The sequence below is a fragment of the Allobosea sp. 05T439 genome, assembly GCF_056396005.1.
Window position 1 is genome coordinate 18,017 of sequence record NZ_JBFTKP010000016.1, and the last position, 22,801, is coordinate 40,817.

Annotated in this window: 21 protein-coding genes; 10 read left to right on the forward strand and 11 right to left on the reverse strand. The window is 65.9% G+C overall.

The window, feature by feature from the left end; all coding sequences use genetic code 11:
* The first annotated feature begins 37 nt into the window (after window positions 1-37).
* Genes AC1DIO_RS19220 through mnhG form a run of 7 tightly spaced genes read left to right on the forward strand, consistent with a single transcriptional unit; the run spans window position 38 to window position 6,580 of the window.
* Window positions 38-583: a GreA/GreB family elongation factor gene (locus AC1DIO_RS19220; RefSeq protein ID WP_441507392.1), complete on the forward strand. Its 546-nt coding sequence runs from the start codon at window positions 38-40 to the stop codon at window positions 581-583.
* Window positions 583-3,489 (forward strand): monovalent cation/H+ antiporter subunit A, encoded by a 2,907-nt coding sequence (locus AC1DIO_RS19225; protein WP_441507406.1) that lies wholly within the window; start codon window positions 583-585, stop codon window positions 3,487-3,489. Before AC1DIO_RS19220 ends, AC1DIO_RS19225 begins: the two co-directional genes overlap by 1 nt.
* Window positions 3,480-3,821, forward strand: coding sequence for a Na+/H+ antiporter subunit C (locus AC1DIO_RS19230; RefSeq protein ID WP_441491350.1), 342 nt, complete (start codon window positions 3,480-3,482; stop codon window positions 3,819-3,821). The genes AC1DIO_RS19225 and AC1DIO_RS19230 overlap by 10 nt, the downstream gene beginning before the upstream one ends.
* Window positions 3,818-5,455: a monovalent cation/H+ antiporter subunit D gene (locus tag AC1DIO_RS19235; RefSeq protein WP_441507405.1), complete on the forward strand. Its 1,638-nt coding sequence runs from the start codon at window positions 3,818-3,820 to the stop codon at window positions 5,453-5,455. The genes AC1DIO_RS19230 and AC1DIO_RS19235 overlap by 4 nt, the downstream gene beginning before the upstream one ends.
* Window positions 5,452-5,937 (forward strand): Na+/H+ antiporter subunit E, encoded by a 486-nt coding sequence (locus AC1DIO_RS19240; protein ID WP_441507391.1) that lies wholly within the window; start codon window positions 5,452-5,454, stop codon window positions 5,935-5,937. The genes AC1DIO_RS19235 and AC1DIO_RS19240 overlap by 4 nt, the downstream gene beginning before the upstream one ends.
* Window positions 5,934-6,215, forward strand: coding sequence for a K+/H+ antiporter subunit F (locus AC1DIO_RS19245; protein ID WP_476853908.1), 282 nt, complete (start codon window positions 5,934-5,936; stop codon window positions 6,213-6,215). Before AC1DIO_RS19240 ends, AC1DIO_RS19245 begins: the two co-directional genes overlap by 4 nt.
* Entirely contained in the window at window positions 6,212-6,580 is a 369-nt protein-coding gene (gene mnhG, locus AC1DIO_RS19250) for a monovalent cation/H(+) antiporter subunit G (RefSeq protein ID WP_441507389.1), read from the forward strand. Before AC1DIO_RS19245 ends, mnhG begins: the two co-directional genes overlap by 4 nt.
* Before the next feature lie 187 nt (window positions 6,581-6,767).
* On the opposite strand, the gene AC1DIO_RS19255 is transcribed toward mnhG, so the two are convergent.
* From AC1DIO_RS19255 to AC1DIO_RS19270, 4 genes are read right to left on the reverse strand one after another with little or no spacing between them, the layout of a single operon-like run.
* Window positions 6,768-7,604, reverse strand: coding sequence for an ABC transporter permease (locus tag AC1DIO_RS19255; RefSeq protein WP_441491345.1), 837 nt, complete (start codon window positions 7,602-7,604; stop codon window positions 6,768-6,770).
* The gene (locus tag AC1DIO_RS19260; RefSeq protein ID WP_441491344.1) at window positions 7,601-8,581 is read right to left on the reverse strand and encodes an ABC transporter permease; all 981 of its coding nucleotides are present in this window, start codon (window positions 8,579-8,581) and stop codon (window positions 7,601-7,603) included. Before AC1DIO_RS19260 ends, AC1DIO_RS19255 begins: the two co-directional genes overlap by 4 nt.
* 58 nt (window positions 8,582-8,639) lie before the next feature.
* On the reverse strand, window positions 8,640-10,250 hold the full coding sequence (locus AC1DIO_RS19265; RefSeq protein WP_441491343.1) for an ABC transporter substrate-binding protein: 1,611 nt from the start codon (window positions 10,248-10,250) through the stop codon (window positions 8,640-8,642).
* Window positions 10,251-10,298: 48 nt separating this feature from the next.
* Window positions 10,299-11,669: a M20/M25/M40 family metallo-hydrolase gene (locus tag AC1DIO_RS19270; RefSeq protein WP_441491342.1), complete on the reverse strand. Its 1,371-nt coding sequence runs from the start codon at window positions 11,667-11,669 to the stop codon at window positions 10,299-10,301.
* A 115-nt stretch (window positions 11,670-11,784) separates the two neighbouring features.
* On the opposite strand from AC1DIO_RS19270, the gene AC1DIO_RS19275 reads away from it, so the two are divergent.
* Window positions 11,785-12,684, forward strand: coding sequence for a LysR substrate-binding domain-containing protein (locus AC1DIO_RS19275; RefSeq protein WP_476853909.1), 900 nt, complete (start codon window positions 11,785-11,787; stop codon window positions 12,682-12,684).
* A gap of 32 nt (window positions 12,685-12,716) precedes the next feature.
* Here the strand turns inward: AC1DIO_RS19275 and AC1DIO_RS19280 are convergent, their stop codons facing one another.
* Window positions 12,717-13,727, reverse strand: coding sequence for a 2-hydroxyacid dehydrogenase (locus AC1DIO_RS19280; RefSeq protein WP_476775942.1), 1,011 nt, complete (start codon window positions 13,725-13,727; stop codon window positions 12,717-12,719).
* A gap of 34 nt (window positions 13,728-13,761) precedes the next feature.
* Entirely contained in the window at window positions 13,762-15,123 is a 1,362-nt protein-coding gene (gene pbfA, locus AC1DIO_RS19285; protein ID WP_476853910.1) for a (R)-1-hydroxy-2-aminoethylphosphonate ammonia-lyase, read from the reverse strand.
* 206 nt (window positions 15,124-15,329) lie between these two features.
* Here pbfA and AC1DIO_RS19290 point away from each other — a divergent pair, with 206 nt between their 5' ends.
* Together AC1DIO_RS19290 and AC1DIO_RS19295 are read left to right on the forward strand one after the other, a co-directional pair.
* The gene (locus tag AC1DIO_RS19290; protein ID WP_476853911.1) at window positions 15,330-16,193 is read left to right on the forward strand and encodes a LysR substrate-binding domain-containing protein; all 864 of its coding nucleotides are present in this window, start codon (window positions 15,330-15,332) and stop codon (window positions 16,191-16,193) included.
* A gap of 114 nt (window positions 16,194-16,307) precedes the next feature.
* Window positions 16,308-16,844 (forward strand): hypothetical protein, encoded by a 537-nt coding sequence (locus AC1DIO_RS19295; protein ID WP_476775945.1) that lies wholly within the window; start codon window positions 16,308-16,310, stop codon window positions 16,842-16,844.
* Between the two features lie 219 nt (window positions 16,845-17,063).
* On the opposite strand, the gene AC1DIO_RS19300 is transcribed toward AC1DIO_RS19295, so the two are convergent.
* The 5 genes from AC1DIO_RS19300 to AC1DIO_RS19320 all read right to left on the reverse strand — a co-directional run bounded on the left by AC1DIO_RS19300 (window position 17,064) and on the right by AC1DIO_RS19320 (window position 22,801).
* Complete coding sequence (locus AC1DIO_RS19300; RefSeq protein ID WP_476775946.1) at window positions 17,064-17,615, reverse strand: cysteine hydrolase family protein; 552 nt, start codon at window positions 17,613-17,615, stop codon at window positions 17,064-17,066.
* Window positions 17,616-17,680: 65 nt separating this feature from the next.
* Window positions 17,681-18,616: a pyridoxal-phosphate dependent enzyme gene (locus tag AC1DIO_RS19305; protein WP_476775947.1), complete on the reverse strand. Its 936-nt coding sequence runs from the start codon at window positions 18,614-18,616 to the stop codon at window positions 17,681-17,683.
* A gap of 66 nt (window positions 18,617-18,682) precedes the next feature.
* Window positions 18,683-19,732, reverse strand: coding sequence for a LacI family DNA-binding transcriptional regulator (locus AC1DIO_RS19310; protein WP_476776027.1), 1,050 nt, complete (start codon window positions 19,730-19,732; stop codon window positions 18,683-18,685).
* 1 nt (window position 19,733) lies between these two features.
* A complete protein-coding gene (gene alr / locus AC1DIO_RS19315; RefSeq protein WP_476853912.1) occupies window positions 19,734-20,945 on the reverse strand; it encodes an alanine racemase in 1,212 nt (403 codons plus the stop codon).
* Window positions 20,942-22,801, reverse strand: coding sequence for a hydantoinase B/oxoprolinase family protein (locus tag AC1DIO_RS19320; protein WP_476853913.1), 1,860 nt, complete (start codon window positions 22,799-22,801; stop codon window positions 20,942-20,944). The genes alr and AC1DIO_RS19320 overlap by 4 nt, the downstream gene beginning before the upstream one ends.

Here is a 22,801-nt window from a genome sequence, read left to right on the forward strand (position 1 = left end):
GTCACACAGAGCGGCAACCCATTCAGACATTCCTCTCATGACTGCCTGCAACTCGCTGGTGGCAAACATGATTTGCGCATTGAAACGACCAGTCACCGTGCTTCCGGCCAGCGATTATGTGCGGCTGCAAGAGCTGGCGCATTTGCTCGGCGAGCAAATTCATCCGCTCGCGTCCGCGCTTTTGCGCAAGCTGGACCGCGCCGCGTGGCGTGAGGCGGACGATATGCCGGAGCAAACGGTCCTGCTGGATGGTTTCGTCACCTATCGTGTCGGGGGCACGGGGCAGCCCGAACGCCGACGCTTGATCGATCCCGCAGACGGAATGTGGCCGCCCGCTGAGTTATCGGTGATCACGCCTCTGGGCATCACAGTGCTTGGGCTTTCGGTGGGCGATCGGGCCCCGATGATCGGGGCCGACGTTCGCGCGCCGCCATGGGTCGACGTCTTGGCGGTCGACCCTGTGACGACGTCGGGGATCGTCCGAGGGCTGGCCCCCTCGAATGCGCGCACGATCCACTCGTCGTTGGCGGATCAGCCTCGATGGCCTAAGAACGGACGACGCCTCCCAGGCAAAGGAGAATGATGGAACTTTCCCCGCTACTGCTGATCCTCATTCTGCCTTTCGTAGCCAGCCTGGCGGTGGTCCTGTCCCCGGGGGCCTCCCGCGAACCGGTGACCTGGATCACCGGTCTCACCTTGCTGGCCTGCCTCATCATGACCTTGTCGCTCTACCCATCCGTGAGCGGCGGAGATGCCCTCCGGCATCAGATCGACTGGATCCCGTCTCTCGGACTGAACTTCACGCTGAGGATGGATGGCTTCGCCTGGATCTTCGCGGCTCTCGTCAGCGGTATCGGCCTCCTGGTCGTCATGTACGCCCGGTATTACATGTCMGCCGACGATCCGGTCCGGCGCTTCTATCTGTTCTTTCTGGCATTCACGGGCTCGATGCTGGGCGTGGTCCTTTCGGGCAACCTGGTGCTTCTGGTCGTGTTCTGGGAACTGACCAGCATCTTTTCCTTCCTGCTGATCGGCTACTGGCAGCAGAGCCAGGCAGCGCGCGACGGCGCCCGCATGGCCATGACGGTCACGGGCATGGGGGGCCTCGCTCTGCTAGGTGGCGTGCTGATCGTCGGTCATATCGTCGGCAGCTACGACCTCGACGACGTACTCCGATCGGGCGACCTCATCCGTTCGCACACTCTATATGTCCCGGCGCTCCTGCTGATCCTCCTCGGCACGCTGACGAAAAGCGCGCAGTTTCCCTTTCATTTCTGGCTGCCCAACGCCATGGCGGCGCCGACGCCCGTATCGGCGTTCCTGCATTCGGCCACCATGGTCAAGGCCGGGGTCTTCCTCATGGCGCGGCTGTGGCCGGTGCTCTCCGGTACGCCGGAATGGTTCATGATCCTGGGCATCGCGGGAATGACGTCGTTCGTGCTCGGCGCTTACCTCGCCATGTTCCAGAACGACCTGAAGGGACTTCTCGCCTACTCCACGATCAGCCATCTGGGCCTGATCACGCTGCTGCTCAGCCTCGGCAGCCCGCTCGCCGCCGGCGCGGCCATCTTCCACATGCTCAACCACGCGACGTTCAAGGCATCGCTGTTCATGGCGGCCGGCATCATCGACCACGAGACCGGCACGCGCGATATGAGGCGGATCTCCGGACTGTTCCGGTACATGCCGATCACCGGCACGCTGGCCATGGTGGCCTGCGCCGCCATGGCTGGCGTACCGCTGCTGAACGGCTTCCTGTCGAAGGAGATGTTCTTCGCCGAAGCCGTGGAGACCCACGCCGATTCCTGGCTGGACACCGCCGCCCCCTACGCCGCCGTGCTCGGCAGCGCCCTGGCTGTGACCTATTCCCTACGGCTGATCCATTCGATCTTCCTGGGAGCGCCGCCCGAGAGCTTCCCCCGCGAACCCCACGAGCCGCCGTTCTGGATGCGGTTCCCGGTCATGTTCCTGGTCGTCGCCTGCCTCGTCGTCGGGATCTTCCCGGCCTACACCATCGGCCCGTTCCTGCATGTCGCGGTGTCGTCCGTGCTCGGCGGCGCCGCGCCGGAATACAGCCTGGCTCTGTGGCACGGCTTCAATCTTCCCCTGGCGATGAGCATCGTCGCGCTGGTTGCTGGCGTGCTTTTGTATCGCGTCGCCGGCGCTTACCTCGAACGTTGCGAGCGTCCCCCGCTTTTTGGTCGGATTCAGGGACAGCGCATCTTCGAGCGGGTCATGGTCGCGATTTCGTGGCGATGGGCGCATCTGTTCGAGGGCGCATTCGGCACCAATCGTCTTCAGCCCCAGATGCGCCTGCTGGTGGCGGTGGCTGTCGCCGCAGGGACCGTCCCGCTGCTCGCTTCGGGCCTCTCCTTCGGTCCTTCCGGCAATGGGACGACGGATTTCGCCTTCACCGGCCTTTGGTCCGTCGGCATGATCTGCGCCGTCGCAGCCGCCTATCAGGCCAAGTTCCATCGGCTGGCGGCCCTTGCCCTGCTCGGCGGGACAGGGCTCGTGACCTGCCTGACCTTCGTCTGGCTTTCTGCGCCGGACCTTGCGGCCACCCAGCTCGTCGTCGAGATCGTGACCACGGTGCTCATCCTGCTCGGTCTGCGGTGGCTGCCCAAGCGCTCGCAGGACGTGCCCGAACCGAGGGGCTGGCAACCGCGCCTGCGCCGCTTCCGGGACCTTGCCATCGCCGTCGTCGCAGGCCTGGGCATGACGGCGATCTCCTACGCGGTGATGACGCGGACGCCGCCGGACTCGATCGCGAAATTCTTCGTCGAGAAGGCCTATAGCGAAGGCGGCGGCCTGAATGTCGTCAACGTCATTCTCGTCGATTTCCGCGGCTTCGACACGCTTGGCGAGATCACGGTCCTCGCCGTCGTGGCACTGACCGTCTTCGCGCTGCTCCGGCGTTTCCGCCCCGCACCGGACAGCATCGAGAGGCCCGAGCAGCAGCGCATCCAGCGCTCCAATGACGAGGCTGAGCCGGACACGGAGGTCGGAGCGACCAAGGCGGAATATCTCTACGTGCCGTCCGTCATCATGCAGTGGATGTTCCCGGTCGTGATCGTACTGGCCGCCTATCTCTTCCTGCGCGGTCATGACGCTCCGGGAGGAGGCTTCGCCGCAGGCGTCGCGATGGCGGCGGGCTTCATCCTGCAATACATGGCGGCGGGGACGATCTGGGTCGAGGACAGGCTGCGCATCCTTCCCGTTGCCTGGATCGGCGGCGGTCTCCTGCTTGCGGCGTCCACCGGAGCGGCCTCGATGCTCCTGGGCGATTCCTTCCTCACCTCGTATTTCCGGTATCTGGAGCTGCCGATCGTCGGGAAGGTCCCTCTGGCGAGCGCGACCCTGTTCGATCTCGGCGTGTTCGGCGTCGTGGTCGGGGCGACGGTCCTGATGCTGATCGCTATCGCCCATCAATCCATCCGCCGCCTGCGCGCGGCCCGTCTCGAAGAGGAGCGCCAGCGATGGAACTGACGCTTGCGATCGCCATAGGCGTGCTCACCGGATCGGGAGTCTGGCTGGTCCTGCGTCCGCGCACGTATCAGCTCGTCATCGGCCTTTCGCTCCTCTCTTATGCGGTGAACCTTTTCATCTTCAGCATGGGCCGTTTGCGGGTCGCTGCAGCCCCCGTGCTGGGACCCGGCGGTGCAGGCAATCCGGCGGACCTGGCCGACCCGGTTCCGCAGGCGCTCGTGCTCACCGCGATCGTGATCAGCTTTGCGACGACCGCCCTCCTCCTCGTGGTGCTGCTCGTCGCCCGTGGGCTGACCCGCAACGATCACGTCGACGGGCGAGAGCCGAACTGATGGACTGGACGAGACACCTTCTCATCGTCCCGATCCTGCTCCCGTTGATCACGGGGGCGGCTCTCCTGCTGATCGACGAGCTGCGCCACACACTGAAGGCGTGTCTCAGCATTGCGTCGGGCGTGCTGCTCCTGGTGACCGCGATCGTTCTGATGCGACTGGCGGACGGGGTTGCCGACGGAGGCGGCGCCCTCTCCTCATCCTATGCCCTCGCCAACTGGCCGGCGCCGTTCGCCATCGTGCTCGTGCTCGATCGGCTGTCGGCGCTGATGCTCGCCCTCGTATCCACGTTGGCGGTCGCCGCGCTTGTCTTCTCGACGGCGCGCTGGCACCGGGCCGGCCCGCATTTCCACACGCTCTTCCAGTTCATGCTCATGGGGCTCGCAGGCGCGTTCCTCACGGGCGACCTCTTCAATCTTTTCGTCTTCTTCGAGGTCACGCTGGCGGCGTCCTACGGCCTGCTGCTGCACGGATCGGGCGCGTTCCGGGTACGAGCCGGCCTCCATTATATCGCGATCAACCTGGCCGCTTCGCTTCTCTTCCTCATCGGCGTCAGCCTGATCTATGGGACCGCCGGAACGCTGAACATGGCAGACCTCGCCGTCCGCCTCCCGGGACTGTCCGCAGAGGACCGGGCGCTCCTTCACACAGGCGCCGCGATCCTTGGCATCGCGTTCCTGGTCAAGGCCGGCATGTGGCCGCTCTGCTTCTGGCTGCCTTCCGCCTATATGGCGGCGGCCGCCCCCGTTGCCGCGATCTTCGTCGTGCTCACCAAGGTCGGCACCTATGTGCTTCTGCGCCTCTCCCTGCTGCTTTTTGCCCCCGAGGCCGGGGGCACGGCGGGCTTCGGCGGGACGGTGCTGCTCTGGGGCGGGATGGCGACGATCCTCTTCGCGACATCCGGGGTGCTTTCGTCCCAGGCGCTGGGCCGGCTCGCGGGCTTCAGCGTTCTGATCTCCTCGGGGACTCTGCTCGCGGCCGTCGGCATCGGCAACACTGCGGTCGTGTCGGGCGCCTTGTTCTACCTCGTCAGTTCGAGCCTCAGCGTCGCTGCCTTTTTCCTGCTGATCGAGCTGGTCGAGCGGACACGTGAACCAGCGGCAGACGTGCTGTCGGTCACCATGGAGGCGTATGGCGACGAGACGGACGAGAGCGAGGAGCACGAGGATCAGGAGGTCGGCGTGACCGTACCGGGGGCGCTCGCCATCCTCAGCGTCTCGTTTGGATGCGTCGCGCTCCTGCTCGCGGGCTTGCCGCCGCTATCGGGGTTCATCGCCAAGTTCGCGATGCTGACGGGCATGTTGAATCCGGACGGACTCGGCTCTCTCGCCGAGATCCCGGGGCGCATTTGGCTGCTGGTTGCGCTGGTCATCCTGTCGGGCCTTGCGACCCTTGTGGCCATGATGCGCAGCGGTGTCCGGATCTTCTGGGCGCCGCTTGAGGAACTCGTTCCGCGCGTGGTCATGGTCGAGGTCGCGCCGATCGTCGCATTGCTGGCGCTCTGCACGGTCCTGGCCGTGTGGGGCGGTCCGATGCTCAGTTACACGGAGGCTGCGGCCCGTTCGCTTCACGCCCCGTCGACCTATATCCAGAGCGTGCTGGGAACGGGTCATCCGCCGGGCGGTGCGCAATGAACCGCCTTCTCCCCTATCCGCTGCTGACCGCGGCACTGCTGCTGATGTGGCTCCTGCTGACCTCTTTCTCGACCGGGCAATTCCTCGTCGGGGCGGTCGTCGCGATCGGAGCCACCCTTGCGATGGCGGCGCTCCATCCATCCAAGCCCCGGCTGAGGCGATGGCAGCTTCTTCCGAAGCTTCTGGGCATCGTCACGCTGGATATCCTGCAGTCGAACATCGCCGTCGCCGGCATCATCATCCGCGGAGATCGTCGCGACCGTGTCGCGGGCTTCGTCGCCATACCGCTCGACCTGCGCGACAAGACGGCGCTGGCGGTGCTGGCATGCATCGTTACCAGCACGCCGGGGACCGCCTGGGTCGAATATGCCCCCGAATCCGGCGTGCTCCTGCTCCATGTCCTCGACCTCGCCGACGAGGCCGAGTGGATCGCCGTGATCAAGAACCGCTATGAGGCGCTGCTTATGGACATCTTCGAATGACGGCCGCGATCCTCCTGTGGGCAGTGACGGCCGCCCAGGCCATGCTCGTCGTCGCCATGGGGTGCTACGCCTACAGGGTCATCCGGGGGCCGCGARCGCAGGACCGGGTCCTCTGCCTGGACGCCATGTACGTTACCGCCATGCTCCTGGTGCTGACGATCGGCATCCGCTCGGGAAGGGCGATCTATTTCGAGGCGGCCCTGATCATCGCAGTACTGGGTTTCGTATCGAGCATCGCGCTCGCCAAATTTMTCATGCGCGGCGAGGTGATCGAATGACCCACGCCGAGAACCTCCCCGCCTGGGCGGCCCTGCTGACGGCCTTTTTGGTCCTTCTCGGTTCCGGGCTGACACTCCTCGGAGCCATCGGAACATTGCGCTTTCGCAGGTTCTTCGAGCGGGTTCATGCACCCACGCTGGGCACGAGCTGGGGGACGGGTGCGATCGGGCTCGCGTCCATTGTCTGCTTCTCGGTGCTGGGTTCCCGGCCCGTGGTGCATGAACTCCTGATCGGCGTTTTCATGATCGTCACGACGCCGGTCACCCTCATGCTGCTCGCCCGCGCGGCCCTCTATCGCGACCGAACGGAGGGAAACGGAGAGGCGCCTCCGCGCTCGCTCCTGCGCCGCACGCACGGTGGATAGGCGCTGCGTCGCAACCTGGAGCCGGCGGCCAGCGCAGCCCTCGATGCAGCGAAACACTTATCGGCGAGAGCCCGGCGCGACGCGAAAGATCGCTGCGGTCGCGTCGTCGCTCACCAGCAAAGCGCCGTCCGGAGCGACTTCTGCATGGTCGCCCCATGCCATACATGCCAGTTCAGCGGGTGTTGCCTCAGCGCTCCTGCAGCTTCGGATTGAGCGCGTCGCTCAGGCCCTCACCGACGAGATTGATGCAGAGCACCGTCAGCAGGATGGCCATGCCGGGGATCGCCGACATCCACCACGCCGTCCGCAGCATGGTGCGGCCGATGCCGATCATATAGCCCCAGGAGACGACGTTCGGGTCCGAGAGCCCAAGGAAGGACAGGCCGGATTCCGTCAGGATGGCCGTCGCCACCAGCAGGGACGAGACGACGATGACCGGTGGCAGGGCGTTGGGCAGGATATGCCGCGCCGCGATGCGAAAATCGGACATTCCCATGGAGCGGCAAGCCTGGACGTATTCCCGGTCGCGATGGGCCATGAATTCGGCCCGTGCCAGCCGCGCGACCGGCGGCCAGGACACGATCGCGATCGCGCTCATCACGCTGATCAGCGAGGGCCGGAAGATCGCGATGATCACCACCGCCAGGACGAAGGAGGGAATCGTCAGGAAGAAATCGGTGAGCCGCATCAGCAGGATGTCGCTCCCCCGGCCGCAATAGCCGGCGGCCGCTCCGACGACGACACCCAGGATCGTCGCGCACAGGCTCGCCGCCACCCCGATCAGCAGCGAGACCCGGCCGCCATGCAGCAGGCCGGCGAGGATATCCCGTCCGGTCACGTCGGTGCCGAGCGGAAAGCGCGCGGAGGGCGTCTGCGCCGGTCGCCCGATCATGTCGAAGGGATCGACCGTGTAGACCATCGGGCCGAATATCGCCGCGAGCACGATCGCCAGCAGCAGGACGAGGCCGACGACCGCGCCCCGGTTGCGACGGAAACGCCGCCAGAAATGCAAGCTCCGCTTCATCGCGCCAGGATCCTCGGGTCGATAAGGCCATAAACGAGGTCGACGAGCAGGTTGCAGAGCACGACCAGGATCGACGAGATGAACAGGATGCCGAGCAGCAGGTTCAGGTCGCGCTGCAGCAGGCCGTCGAACAGCAGGCGCCCGAGGCCCGGCCAGCCGAACACGGTCTCGACCAGGATCGAACCGCCGAGCATATGGCCGATCTGGACACCGCCCAGCGTCACAACCGGCATCAGCGCGTTGCGGGCTGCATGCGTCAGGCTGATGCGTCCCTCCGACAGGCCCTTGGCGCGGGCCGTCGTGATGAAATCGGATGAATAGACCTCGAGCATCGAGGCCCGCATCAGCCGGGCATAGACCGCGGCATAGAAGAGCCCGAGCGTCAGCGCCGGCAGCACGAGGTGGCGGGCGATGTCGAGGGCGCGGGCCAGCGGCCCCATCTGCGCGCCGATCGTCATCATGCCGCCCGAAGGCAGCACGCCCAGCGTCACCGAAAACAGCACGATCAGCATCAGGCCGAGCCAGAACTGCGGCATCGCATAGCACAGCAGCGCCAGCACCGAGACGATCGTGTCGACCCATTTGCGGTGCCGCATCGCCGCGACGACGCCACAGAGCACGCCGACCACGATGGCAATCCCGATCGCCGTCAGCATCAGCAGGAGCGTCGCCGGCATGCGGTCTGCGATCAGGTCCAGCACCGGCCGCTGCTGGACGTTGGAGACGCCGAGATCGAAGGTCAGCAGCTTGCCGAGATAGATGAAGAACTGCTGGTAGAGCGGCCGGTCGATGCCGAACGAGCGCCGGAGTTCGTCGACGAACTCCTTCGATGCACCGCCGGACTGCGCGCCGATGATCTCGGCCGCGTCGCCGGGCGCGAGGTGGAGCAGCGCGAAGTTCAGCACCGCGATGCCCAGCACGCTCGGAACCACCTGGAGCAGGCGAACGGACACGAAACCGAGTGACAGGGAGGACATCAGGCCGTTTCCCGGAACGAGGAGGTGATGACGGGGCGCGAGCGCATCGGCGTTCCCATCAGTCCTTGGAGACCCCGTCCCAGGATGAATACATCGAGATGCCGTTGGTGATCAGGCCCTTCACCTTGCGGTTCCAGACATGGGTGTAGGACATCTCCATCAGGAAGATCACCGGCAGCTCGTCGTGCAGGATCTGCTGCAGCTCGTCGAACTGCTTCTTGCGGGCAGCCGGATCAATCTCGCGGGCGGCGAGCCCGAAGAGCTGGTCGACCCGCGCATTCCGGTAGCCCATCGAGTTGGTGAAGGTGGCGCCCTTCCTGATGAAGTCGGAATGGAAGGTGCGCTCCACGCCGATCGAGGGATCGGAATAGTTATGCGAGAAGGTGCTGGTGAGATTGAAGCTCCAGTCGGTGTAGACGGCCTTCAGCCAGCCGCCGAGATCGGCGCTCTGGGTCTCGACCGCGATGCCGACCTTGCCGAGCTCCTGGCGGACATATTCGCCGAGCCGGGCCCAGTTCTCGCCATAGGGCAGGAAATGCTGGGTGATCTTGAAGCGGACCCCGTCGGCACCGCGCCGATAGCCGGCCTCGTCGAGAAGCTGGTTGGCCTTGCGCGGGTTGTACTCATAGGGCTTCAGCGCCGTGTTGAAGGCGGAGTTCGTGCTGACGACGGGACCGCGCGCCGGCTTGCCCTGGCCGTACCAGATCACATCGACGATGCGCTCGCGGTCAAGCGCGAGGCTGAGCGCCTGCCTGACCTTGAGATCGGCGAGCGGCTTATCGCGCATGTTGACCTCGAGCCAGAGATTGGGACCGAGCGCCTCGGCTCCGGCCTGCGAGGCCTCCAGCGCCGGGATCTTCTCGAGCCGCTGCACCTCCGCCTCGGGCAGGCTGCTCATCGGGGCGAGATCGACCTCGCCGGTCTCGATGGCGATCGCGCGCGCCGCGCCGTCCGGCATGATCCGCTGCACGACCTGGTCGAGACAGGGGAAGCCCTTGCGCCAGTAGCCTGGATTGCGCTCCAGCGTGATGTGGCTGCCCTTGCGCCATTCCTTGAAGCGGAACGGGCCGGTCCCGACCGGGTTCTGCATGATCGGCGCAGCGCGGACCGCAGCCACCGCCTTCACGTCGACGCCGTCGAAGGCGTGCCTTGGCATGATCGGCGCCTCGCCGGGCTGGAAGACGTTCATGAAGAACGGCACCGGCGCCTTGAGCTTGAACACCACGGTCAGGTCATCGGGCGTCTCGACCGCCTCGACGTCGCCGAAATAGACTTTTCCGCGGGAATGATAGGGGCGGATGATGTCCTCGACGCTGAACTTCACATCCTGCGCCGTGAAGGGCTTGCCGTCATGCCAGGTCACGCCCGGCCGCAGCTTGAACGTATAGGTCTTCTTGTCGTCGGAGATCGTCCAGGATTCGGCGAGGCCCGGCTTCGGCGTCAGGGCCGGGCCCTCATAGGTCAGCAGGCTCTCATAGATCTTGGTCGAGATCAGCGCGACCGGAACGGCCGAGGTGGCGATCGTCGACAGCGAGGTCGGCTCGAGCGAATAGACATAGGTCAGCGTCCCGCCGGTCTTGGGACAGCTCTGTGCCAGCGCAGCGGCGCCGCAAAGAGCGAGCGCCAGCGGCGTTGCTGCGAGGATAGCCGGAAGCCTGCTCATACCCATGTCTGGACATCCCCTTTATGATTGGGCGAACCCTTGCTGGGCCGCCTCCTACCGTTCCGTGCCGCACCACTCCGCGATGAACGCGATCAGGTGTTCGATCGCCGCGAGAAAATCGTCGATCGGAATATGCTCGTCGGGCTTGTGCGCCTGGGCGATGGAGCCCGGCCCGAAGATGATGCTCGGGATTCCGCCCTGGTTCACGAGATGGCGCATGTCGCAACAGAAATGGCCGGGATAGGCCGTGCCGTCTCCCCCCCGTCGCGCCAGCACCTCCCCCATCACACGCGCAACGGGAAGGTCAGCGGGCTGATCCGTGCTGTCGTCATGATGCAGGAATTCGAGCCTGGCGGGATGGCGGCGCAGCCTCTCGTCGGCGGCGTTGGCGCCTGCGATCGCGTCACGGAAACCATCCATGATATCGGTCACGGCACCGAGCGAGGGCGCGAAATAGGCACCGCCCTTGATCACCACCTCCCCGGCCGTAACCGTCTCGTAATGGCCGCCCGCGATCTTGCCCATGGTCAGTGAAAAGGGCGGCTTGGCGCCGGCCGGCGTGCCCTGGTTGTAGCGGCGCTCGAGCCCGAGCAGCGCCTCGATCACCGGCGGCAGCATGTCGACCGCTCCCAGCCCCTCCAGCGTGCCGCCGTTCCAGCGCGCGCCCGGCGAGCGCTGGACCCCGCTCAGCGTGACCTGCCAGTAGAGACCGCCGGGATGGCTGTAGGCGATGGTGTTGCTGGTCGGTTCCAGCACCACGGCCGCATCGGCCGCAGCCCCACGCGTGACGAGGTCGAGCGTGCCGTTGCCGGCATGCTCCTCGTTGACGACGCAGTGCAGCGTGACGTCGCCGTTCAGGCGCGTTCCGGCCTCGCTGAGATAGCGCATCGCCAGCAGCGCGGCCATCAGGCCGCCCTTCATGTCGGAGGTGCCGCGTCCATACATCAGGCCGTCAGTGATCTCCGCGCCGAAGGGATCGCGCGTCCATTGCGCCAGGGGCTCGACGGTGACCGTATCGATATGGGCGTTGAGAATAAGCGAGCGCCCGCCGCCCGTGCCCCGCCAGGTGCCGACGACATTGGGCCTGCCATCATAGTTCAGCACCGGCTCGAGGCCGCTGTCGCGCAGGGCCTCGAAGGTCGGGAGCCCGGCATAGGGCAGGATCAGGTCGTGCTGCCAATGCGTCGGATACTGCGCGACATCGGGGAAGGCCTTGAACATCGCCTCGACATCCGGCTCGGCCTGCGTGACGGCAGCCCCGGCGGAAGACAGGATCTCGACCATGCGCCCCTGCGCCGCCCCCTCCTCTCCCGTGAGGCTGCGGATCCGGACGATCTCGGCCAGGGCTGCGACGCTCTGGGCGCGCCGGCTCCTGGCCAGCGCGAGTGCTGCTGCTGCCTGCGAATGTGTTTCTGCGCTGTCCACGATGTTCGCCTCGGGTTGATCCATGAGCCGAACGTCGCAGCGCTAAAACTATTAGACAAATTAGAAGTTTTATATCGATACATAGAGAAATTAATGGGTACGAGTGCGATCACCGATGATCTACACGCAGATCCGGGCCTTCGATGCGGTGGCGCGCGAAGGCAGCTTTTCGCGGGCCGCCGAGGTGCTCGGGCTGACGCAGCCGGCGCTGACGATCCAGGTCAAAGCCCTGGAGGAGCGGCATGGCATCAAGCTGCTGCATCGCGAAGGACGGCGTGTCCGGCTCACCGAGGCGGGCGAGCGGCTCTATTCGCTGTCGCGCCAGCTCGCGAGCCTGGACGAGCTGATCGAGGAAACGCTGGCGGCGTCGCAGGAACTGCAGGATGGCAGCCTGCGGCTGGCTGTGGACGGCCCCCATATCGTGATGGGCCTGTTCGCCCGCTTCATGGCGTTGCATCCGCGGGTCAGGCTCTCGGTCTCGACCGGCAACAGCCGGATGGTGCGGCAGGCGCTGCTCGACCGCCATGTCGATATCGGCATCCTGCCCGCCGTCGCGGACCATCCGCATATCCACGCGATGCCGCTCTGGCATCACCGCGGCGTGGTGATCGTCGCCAACAGCCACCGCTGGGCCGGTCGCCAATCGATCTCGCTGTCCGAGCTGGACGGCGAGGCGATGATCGGTMGCGAAGACGGCTCGATGACGCAGAAGCTCGTGGACGCCGCCTTCGCCCGCGCCAAGGCCAAGCCGCGCTATGTCCTCGAACTGGGCAGCCGCGAGGCCTTGTGCGAGGCGGTGGCGGCCGGCCTCGGCCACGGCATCGTCTGGGAGCTCGAAGCCTATGGCTCCGGACGCTTCACCACCCTGCAGCTCAGCGATGGCGAGGTGGCGAGCACGGATTATGTCGCCTGCCTCAAGAGCGAGCGGATGCGTTCCGTCGTCAAAGCCTTCTTCGACGTCACGGCCAAGCTGCCGGACGACCGCAGCGACATCCGCGCGCTGCGGTCGGGATGAAGCCGCCCGGGGGAAGCGGGTACATTTGCGCGTCAGGCGAAGGCGACGTTCTCGCGCTGCGCGCGGAGCCGTGGATCACGCGAGCGCACCTCGACCGGCCGCCCGTCGAGAACCTCGAAGCAGCGGGCGAGCGTATCCTCCGAGAGGCGCCGCATCGCCTCGACCGTGAAGAAGGTCAGGTGCGGGAAGAGAATGACGTCGTCGCGGCCAAAGAGCGGGCTGAGCACATGCCCGGCCTTGGCCAGCGGTTCCGTCGAATAGACGTCGAGCCCGACGCCGCCGAGACGGTCGGCCAGCACGGCCTCGACGAGCGCCGCCTCGTCGATCAGCGCTCCCCTGGAGACGTTGACCAGCACGGCGGAGGGTTTCAGGCAGGCGAGCTCGGCGCGGCCGATCAAGCCGCGTGTCGCCGCGTTCAGCACGCAATGGAGCGAGACGAAATCGCATTGGCGCAGCATCGCATGCAGATCGTCGACCTTCTCGATGCCGGCCTCAGCGAGCGTTGCCCGGTCGACATGGGGATCGTAGCCGAGAACCCGGGCCCGAAAGCCCTGCCCCGCCATCCGGGCCATGCTGCGGCCGATCTTGCCGGCACCGACGAGCCCGAGCGTGGCGCCGGAGATATCGCGGCCGATCCAGCGCTGTTCCGGCCAGATCCAGCCCTCAGTCGCCATGGCGCGGCCGATTTCGGGCAGGCGCTTGGCCAGCGCGATCATCAGGGCGAAGGCGCCCTCCGCGACGGTCTCCTCGGCATATTCAGGAACATTGACGACCGGGATCCCACGCGCGCTTGCGGCGGGGATATCGATCGCATCGATGCCGACGCCGTATTTGACGATGCCCTTGAGCCTGGGCGCAGCCGCGATGACGCGGGCCGTGATCGGCGTGTAGCACATCAGGATCAGCTCGGCGTCGGCGACGGCCTCGATCAGCACGGCCTCCGGGATGCCATCGGGCAAGGTGACGAGCTCGACGCCGCGGGCTCGCAGGCCGGCGTCGATCTCGGGGCATTCCAGTTCACGGTCCGTGCGGACGGCTTTCATAGCGGACCCTTTCGGTCGGGAAGTCAGAGGCGCCTCAGCCGGCCGCGATCGCGGTCTCGACGATGTCGAGCGCGCGGTCCAGGTCGGCTTGCGGGATCACCAGCGGCGGCGAGAGCGTCAGCACGTTGCCCTGGCTGATCTTGAAGCTCAGCCCGGCTTCGAGGCAGCGATAATAGACCCGTTCGGCGAGCGCGTTGTCGGGCGCCATGTCCGCCTTGTCGGCCACGATCTCGACCCCGAACATCAGCCCGCGCCCGCGCACGTCGCCGACATGGGGCGAGCCCTCGCCGAAGGCGCGCAGGCGCGCGATCGCCAGGCCACCGAGCTCAGCTGCGCGCTCCGGCAGACCCTCCTCGCGGATGATCGCGATCGTGGTCAGTGCCGCGCGCGTCGTCACCGGGTTCTTCTCATGGGTGTAGTGGCCAATCGCGAAATCGCCGGCGACATCGAGGTCGCGCCGCGCGATCGCCGCGGCGATCGGCAGGATGCCGCCGCCCAGCGCCTTGCCGACGACGAGAATGTCCGGCGTCACCCCGTCATGCTCGCTGGTGAAGAAGCGGCCGGTCTTGCCGAGCCCGGTCGGAATCTCGTCGAAGATCAGGAGCGTGCCGTGGCGGTCGCAAGCCTCGCGCACCAGTTTCCAGAAGCCGGGCGCCGGCGGGTTCGGGGTCGCCCGCATCGGCTCGGCGACGAGGGCCGCGAAATCGCCCTCCCGGCCGAGCACATAGGAGATCATGCTGGCGCAGGCGCGAGCCGAATCCTCCAKGCTGTTATGGCCATAGGCGCAGTGATGGTTCGCCCAGGGCGCGACATGCTCCGCGCCCGGCAGGAGCGGCCCGGCAATGCCGGAGCGGAAGGTCGCCTCGCCGCCGACGCTCGAGGCGCCGAAGCCCGCACCGTGAAACGCATMCCAGAAGGACAAGGTCTTGAAGCGCCCGGTTGCGGCGCGCGCGAGCCTGAGCGCCACCTCCACCGCATCCGAACCGCCCGTCGTGAACAGCACCTTGCCGAGATCGCCCGGGGCAAGGCGGCCCAGCGTCTCGGCCAGCTCGACCGCGGGCTCGCAGGTGAAGCGGCGCGGCGCGAAGCAGAGATCGTCGATCTGCTGCTTGATCGCAGCCTTCAGGCGGGGATGGCCATAGCCGATATGGTGGACGCTGTTGCCATGGAAATCCATGTAGCGGCGCCCGGCCGTATCCTCGATCCAGATGCCCTCGGCCTTGGCGATCGCCGTGACGCAGGGGCTCGACAGGCTCTGGTGCAGGAAGGCGTCCGCGTMGCGCTTCAGCAGGCTCTGCGTCGCCTTGTCATCGAGCCGCGCCGACCAGGCGCCGCGCGCCGCCGAGGTGTTCGACTCGCCTTCGGTATGCACGAGCTTGGCGGAAAGACCTGACATATCTGAAACTCCCGGGCCAAGGCGACGCGCCGGCGTTGCGGCGGGCGTTCCCCTGGCGACTGCTTTCGACTGGCGACTGCTTTCGATGTCGGCATCATCGCCGGCAATGGAGCATCTGAAAAATCGTTATTTTCGATCGACGCATAAATTGAATCGTTGCATTGATGCGTATCGCCTCCCCGGCTCCACCCTGCCCGKATCCCGCCATGCGCTATGTCCAGCTCCGTGCCTTCCACCAGGTCGCGCTCGCCGGCGGCTTCTCACGCGCCGCGAGCGAGCTGAACCTGACGCAGCCGGCGATCTCCGATCAGGTCCGCAAGCTCGAGGAGGAGTATGACGTGCTGCTGTTCAGCCGGCAGCACAGGCAGATCGCCCTGACCGCGATGGGCGAAAGGCTGCTCGCGATCACGCACCGCCTGTTCGATGCCGAGGACCAGGCGCGCGGGCTGCTCTTAGAGTCGCGCGCCTTGCGGCTCGGGACCCTGCGGCTCGCGGCCGATTCCGTCCATCATGTCCTGCATGTGCTGACGGCGTTCCGCGAGATCTATCCGGGTGTGCGGATCACGGTGAGCGCCGGCAATACCGAGACCATCGTGGCGCAACTGCAAAGCTACGAGGCCGATATCGGCGTCCTCGGCGACATGGCCCCGCACCGCGATTTCGAGTTCGTTGCGCTGAATGCAGCGCGGATCATCGCCGTCGTCGCAGCCGACCATCCCTTTGCCGCGCGCCGGTCGCTGTCGCTGGCGGAGCTTGCCGGCATGGCGCTCGTGATCCGGGAAAGCGGCTCGCGGACGCGCCGGCTGCTCGAACAGCGCGCGTCCGAGACCGGCGTCAGGCTGACCTACGCCATCGAGGTCGAAGGGCGCGAGGCTGCGCTCGACATCGTGGCGGCGAGTGGCGGCATCGGTTTCGTCTCGGAGGCCGAGCTGCGCGGCGATCGCGGCCTGGTGCGCATCGCCCTCGACGGGCCGCCGATCCTGATGGAGGAATCCCTGATCTGCTTGAGCGAACGCCKGGACAACAAGGCGATCAAGGCCTTTCTGGACGTCGCGCGGGATCTTTCTTGATCAGGCTGGACTAAACCCGCCCCGTTCCGTCTCGCACCACGCCCGCGCGCGCCAAGGGCTGACGGCAACGCAGCCGGTCCAAATCGTTGCTTTGAATGCAGCATCGGAAACCCGGTGGCGACTCTCTGCGAATCCGGCAAACCTGCCTTAACTACGATCCCGCATCCCATACACAAATGGTCGACGTCACTTGAAAGTATATTTGAAGCGGATGTCGCTTCGTGTCAGTATTCCCAGCAGAAATTGCGACACTCGATATCGCTGCCGCCTTCCGCCCTTGCCTATGCGTTCCTTGCCTATGTCTTCTGGTGGGTTCATGAGGGGCGTACCATGTCGGCTCAAGAACGCGGGCTTGCCCGTCTCATGCTTAAGATTCCTGCGTTCCGCAATCGCTTCGCACGAATGCAGGATCTACGGTTTCGCAGCGTCTGCGAGGAGTACGATCTCGTCTGGGAGGTGATCACCCAGTGGTCCCAGGACGGGCGCTGCGCGATGTTCAACTTCGACGATTACCGCCGCCTCGCCGCCTCGATCGAGAGCGACGCCATTGCGATGGCCGAGGCCGTTCCGGACCCCGGCACCATCGCCAAGGCGGCCAGTCCGCAGCTAACGCCATCGGCATCCTCGGAGTCCGACAAGCCGCCCCGCTGACAGACAGGCAACGCCTGTCAGCATCCGCCAAGCCTGGCACACTCTACCGGGGTCTTGCGGTGTCCGCTCGCGGTTCCCTTCCCCGCGAAATCCGGGCACAGGGCGCGCCAGTTGGGATTGTCGGCATGACGACGCTGCCTGTGATCCTGCGCGTCGGCCCCTCCCTCCGCGTCCTTCGAACGGCCCAGCGTCCCGCCGCAGGTCAAGCTGCATTCCGCCTCACAGGACCAGGACGCGTCCGCCGAACCCGGAGCGGAACAGGGCGTCATGGGCCTCCTGATCCGGATCAAAGCAGCAGTCCTGGACCAGACGCAGATCGTAATCCGCATCACAGGCCCAGGCGACGCTGGACAGGACCACGCCGGTGGTGCTGATCCCGGCCATGACGAGCGTGCTGACACCGCGCGTGCGAAGGTCGGCGTCGAGTGACGTGCCGTGGAAGACGCTGGCGCGCGGACAGGCATAGACGAGGTCACCCGGCTCGATCGCGAGGCCCGCGACGGGCAGACCGGTGCGAAATCGTCCGCTCGGGAGATAGGGCGTGATCTGGCGGTTGGTTCCCGGCGGGGCATGTTCATAGTCTGCGCCCAGCGAAAAATTCGGGAACAGCACCGGCCGGCCCGTGGCGCGCCAGCGCCGGATCAGTGCGTTGCACCGATCCAGCAAGGGCGATGGCTTCTCTCCGAACAGGATCTCGAACACGTCGACCTGATAATGCATGACGACGAGGGCCGCTCTCTCGATGTATTCGCCCCGAATATCGACCGACATCACAATCACCCCAAGTTGAATTTCAAGCGTTGTTTGACACGCGCTGCGGAAACACAGGCCTCGTCCTAGATTTCACTTTCTGATGAGAGACTGTGGCGCCATACAGTCAATTGCTCCACCGTCGATGTCGCCCCGCCGCAGACGATGACCAGGATGTTCTGGTAATCGGCGAGTTCCGCGACATTCTGGTAGAGCGTGGCGATGCTCGCCCCGCATGCCGGTTCGACGAGGATGCGATGGTCGTCCAGGAACCGCAGGCACGCCTCCACCGCCTGAAGATCCGAGACCACGGCGCAGTCGATGCGATGCTGTGCAAGAAGAGCAAAGGCATGCTCCGAGACCTGGCGCGCACCGAGCGAGGTGGCGATGCTCTCGATCGCTGGCAGAACGATGCGCTCGCCCCGGGCAACCGACTGGGCAAAGGAGGACGCGCCCGTCGTCTCCACCGCAAGAACGGGACAGTTCAGCGTGTGGCGCTGCAAGCCTTCGATGACGCCACTGAGCAATCCGCCGCCGCCGACGGAGAGAACGACGAGGTCGGGCTGCACTCCATCCTCGACCACCTCATCGATGATCGTCGAGTGCCCCCGCCACACCACCGGGTCGTCGAAGGGGTGGATGAACGCATCGCTCTCACCCAGCATCGCAAGCGCGCGCTCGTTTGCCTCCTGCCAGGACGCACCGTGGATCAGGACATCGGCCTTCATGTCCGAGATCAGGCGACAGGCTCTTGGCGATGTCGTCTCGGGGACGACAACCGTGACGGGGATGTCGAGCTCACGCCCGGCATAGGCGACGGCGATCCCGGCATTGCCGCCAGACGAGCTGACGAAGCGTTTCACGCCGCGCCTGGCATGGTCCTGACACGCAAGGCCAATTCCGCGGAGCTTGAAGGACCCCGAGGGCTGAAGGGATTCAAGCTTCAGCCACACCCTTCGCCCGCTCGCCCGGGAGAGAGCAGACGAGTGGTGTGTCGGTGTTCTGACATGGAGGGACATCATGACTTTCCTCTCCACCACCGTGGAGCCGAGACGATCGATCAGTGATCAGCAACGATTTTGCGGACGCTAAACATGCTCGCCGCCGCCATCGTTCAAAGGCGCCGTGGAATGCCGGACCTTGAGTTGCATGCCGACGGATAAGCGCTCCGATGCCGTTTCCGGCTGCTTGTCGGACATTTTCTTCAGCAGAAGCGTGGCTGCGAGCTGGGCTACTTTCGTGCCGTTGCCGCGCACGGCCGTGATCGATGGCGTCATGACTTCCAGGATACTGGCGTCACCGATCGACACGATCGACATGTCGCGCGGCAGCACGAGGCCGCGTTTCGCGCAGAAATGCAGGATACCGGGGATCTCGTCGATATTGGCGATGATCGCCGTGATCGGCCGCTCGCCACGGCATAGGGCCTCAAGCTTGCGGGCTCCGAATGCGCCCACCTCGAAGATACGACCTGCCGGCGGCTCCAGCCCCCGGTCTGCGAACGCCGCATCGAAACCGGCCCGCTGCTCCCGCCCGACCCAGGTGTCGAGGTGGCCGGCGACGAGCGCGATCTCGCGATGCCCCAGCGCGAGCAGATGCTCGGTTGCCCTGCGGGCGCCGACGCGATGCTCCGTCAGGACGGTATCGAAACCGCCATCGGGGCTGCGCTCCCAGAGCACCATTGGAATCGAGATGGCGGTAAGCCGCCGCGCCGTCTCCGGATCATTGTCGCGATTGACCGCCAGGAGCATGCCGTCGACGACGCGGTTCTGCAGCAGCGACAGGATCTCGGCCTCGCGGCTGTCGTCGAAATGCGTGCTGGCAACGATCAGCGTGTAGCCGGCGCGACGCAGGGTATTTTCCGCGGCGGCGATCATTTCAGCCGCTATGGGCTGGCGGATATCCGTGACGAGGCAGCCGACGGCGTAGCTTTTTCCGAGCCGCATGGAGCGCGCCACGGAATTGGGGTGATAGCCCAGGTCCTGGACGGCCTTGAAAACCTGCTCGCGCAAATGAGGCGCGACATTCTCGTTGCCATTGAGAACCCGTGAAGCGGTGCCGAGCCCGACACCGGCCCGGCTCGCGACGTCCTTGATCGTGATCGGCCTGGGCTCGTCCGCCGACTGCCTCGTCCCCATCTTAGCCACGCCAACCGTCCCTCTCCTGCCCCTGGCCGACATACACGTGCGGCAAGGAGCGCGCGAGCCGCGGGACCAGTTCGATGACCGTGATGCCGATCGCCGCCGCGAGATCATGGATCGAGATTTCGTCGGTGCCCTGCCGCCCCAGGACCACGACCTCATCGCCGGGGGCGACGTTGGAGATCCCCGTCACGTCGATGACCGAATGCTGAAAGGTCCGGCGCCCGAGCACGGGGCAGCGCCGGCCGTGGATCAGAACCTCCCCGAGCGGCGGAACATGGTTCAGCCCATCCCAGAACCCGATCGGCGCGACCGCGGTCCGCATGCCGCCTTCGATGGCGATCGGCGCGCCATAGCCGATCCCCAGCACCGTTCCCGGAGGATGCTCCTGGACCTGGATGATCCGGGATTTCACGGCGGTGAGCAGAGGCGAGAGGCCGCCGCTCTCCATCCAGTGCTCGTCAAGCCCGCCGCCATAGATCAGGCGCCCGGGGTCGACCGCATTGAAGAGCATGTCGGGATAGGCCAGCACCACCCGGCTCGACGCCAGCATGAGGATGAGATCGTCGTGGCCGGCTGCCGCACCATCGGCTGCCGCCTGCCGGAAGAGCTCTGCCTGCTGCCTGCTGACGCCCGGATCATCCGGAGTGCTGAGATGCGAGTACAGGCCGCGCACCCTGACATGATCGGCGGCACGAAGACGCTGCAGCACGCCGGGCCATTGCTCGGGGCGCAGGCCGTAGCGGCCAAGCCCGCAATCGACCTCGACAAAGACCTCGATCCGCTCGCCAGCCGTCAGCACCGCGTCCATATCGGCCATGCTCTGGACCGTGACCGTGGCGCCGAGCCTGGCGGCGGCCGGCAGATCGCCCGGCGTGGTCGACGCGAACAACAGGACGGGAAGCGTCGTGCCGGTGCTGCGGATCGAAACGACTTCGTCAGGGCTGCCGGCGCAAAAGCCGTCGACGCCGGCCCGTTCCGCGGCCTTCGCGACCGCGGCGGCGCCAAAGCCGAAGCCGTCGCCCTTGCAGACGAAGTAGATGCGAACATCCCGTCCGACCAGACTGCGCGTTGCCGCGACATTCCGGCTCAATGCACCGAAATCGAGCTCCGCCCAGCTTGGGCGCAGGAGCCGGGCGAGATCGTGCCGGCGGCAATCGGTCCGGTTGTGGCCCGGATCGATTGCCGAGAGTGCGACTTGCGCCGTCATGCCAGCTCTCCCTCATATTCCGGGCTCAGCGCCGCGCGGCCCTGATCCCCTTCCATGAAGAGACGGAGCTGCGCTTCCGCCAGTTTCGGCAAATCGGACGCCAGGCCATCGCGACGAATGTCCGTTGCGACCCGGTCTGCGCGACCGTTCGCTCCGGTTACGACACCATAGACGTCGCGGGCGAACTCCCTGGTGAAGCGGCCGTCGCGGACATCGGCTGCGACATGGTCCGGGTCACGTTCGAGCGGATCGCCATTGCCTGCCCCGCCGGGGGCGACATGGGTGAAGAGATCGCCCTTGCTGAGAGCGAGCGTCCGCATCGGCATCACCGGGAGCAGTTCAGTCGTGCCGTTCCGATCGATGATATTGAGCGATGGAGAGCCCGGACATCCGCCGAAGAGGCCCGGCGGCAGATGCGCGCGCCGGTCCGAGCGGATTGTCAGCTGCGCGTCATCCCCGAGGATACGGTACGAGCGCGTGATCGCCATGCCGCCACGGCGGCGGCCGGCACCGCCTGAATTGGCAACGAGACCATAGCTCTCGATCCGCAAGGGATAGCGCGCCTCGATCAGTTCAATAGGCATGTTCGAGAGGTTCGCCCCGGGGTTGGCGATACCGTCGACCCCGTCCTTCGTGGCCCGGCCGCCCCAGCTTCCGAGAATGCCATCGGTGATCAGCCAGGTCTTCCCCTCGTGGATTCCGCTGAGCGACACGGCGGAGGGTCCGCCCTCGCCAGCGGCCGGCATCCGGTCCGGCACGATCTGGGCAAACGCGTTGAACAGCACATCGAGCATCCGATAGGCCATGACGCCGCGGGCCGCGCAGGCCGCCGGCGGACGCGGGTTGACGATGGTGCCGAGCGGAGCCACGACCCGAACCGGCCGCGTATAACCCTCGCAGTTTGGAACCGCTGCCTGGACGGCGCAGCGCAAGGCGGCATAGGCGACCGAATAGGTGATCGCGACGGGTCCGTTGATGGCGCCCGGAACCTCCCCGCTGGTCCCCGTCCAGTCGATCTCAAGCTCGTCGCCCGCAACCGTGATCGTCACCTTGAAGCGGATCGGCCCGCCGCCCTCGCCGAGGCCGTCGATGAAATCCTCGGCCTTATAGACGCCGTCAGGCATCGCGCGGATCTCGTCGCGGACGAGCTTTTCCGCGTAGTCGTGCAGTTCCGCCAGCATTCCGCGCATGGCCGGCGCGCCGTATTTTTCGAGCACCTTGCCGAAGCCGCGTTCGGCCGCGGCGCAGGCCGCAATCTGGGCCCGAAGATCGCCCAGAACCTGTTCCGGAACGCGGGAATTGACCTCCAGGAAAGCCAGGAGGTTCTCGTCCATCCGGTCTTCGTGCATCACCTTGATAAGCGGGATCCGCAATCCTTCCTGGAAGATCTCGGTGGCATGCAGGGCCATGCTGCCCGGCGCCATGCCGCCGAGATCAGTGTGGTGGACGAGGCTCGCTACGAAGCCTTCGACATGGCCGGCGTGGAACACCGGCTTGACCAGATAGACGTCCGGCAAATGCATGCCGCCGGCCCCGTAGGGGTCGTTGGTGATGTAGCCGTCGCCCGGCTGCATCGTCCCGCCGAAGCGTTTCAGGATGTTGACCATCACGCTCGGGAACGAGCCGAGATGCACCGGATTGGTGAGGCCCTGGGCGATGATCAGGCCGTTTCGATCGCAGAGCGCCGTCGAGTAGTCCATCGAGTCCCGGACGATCGGCGAATAGGCGCTGCGCAGGATGACGAGCGCCATCTCGTCGGCGATGGACGCGAGCGCGTTCTTGACGATCTCCAGGGTCACCGGATCGGAGCGCGACAATTCGGGGCCAGAATGGGGGGCACTATGAGGGGCGAGCAT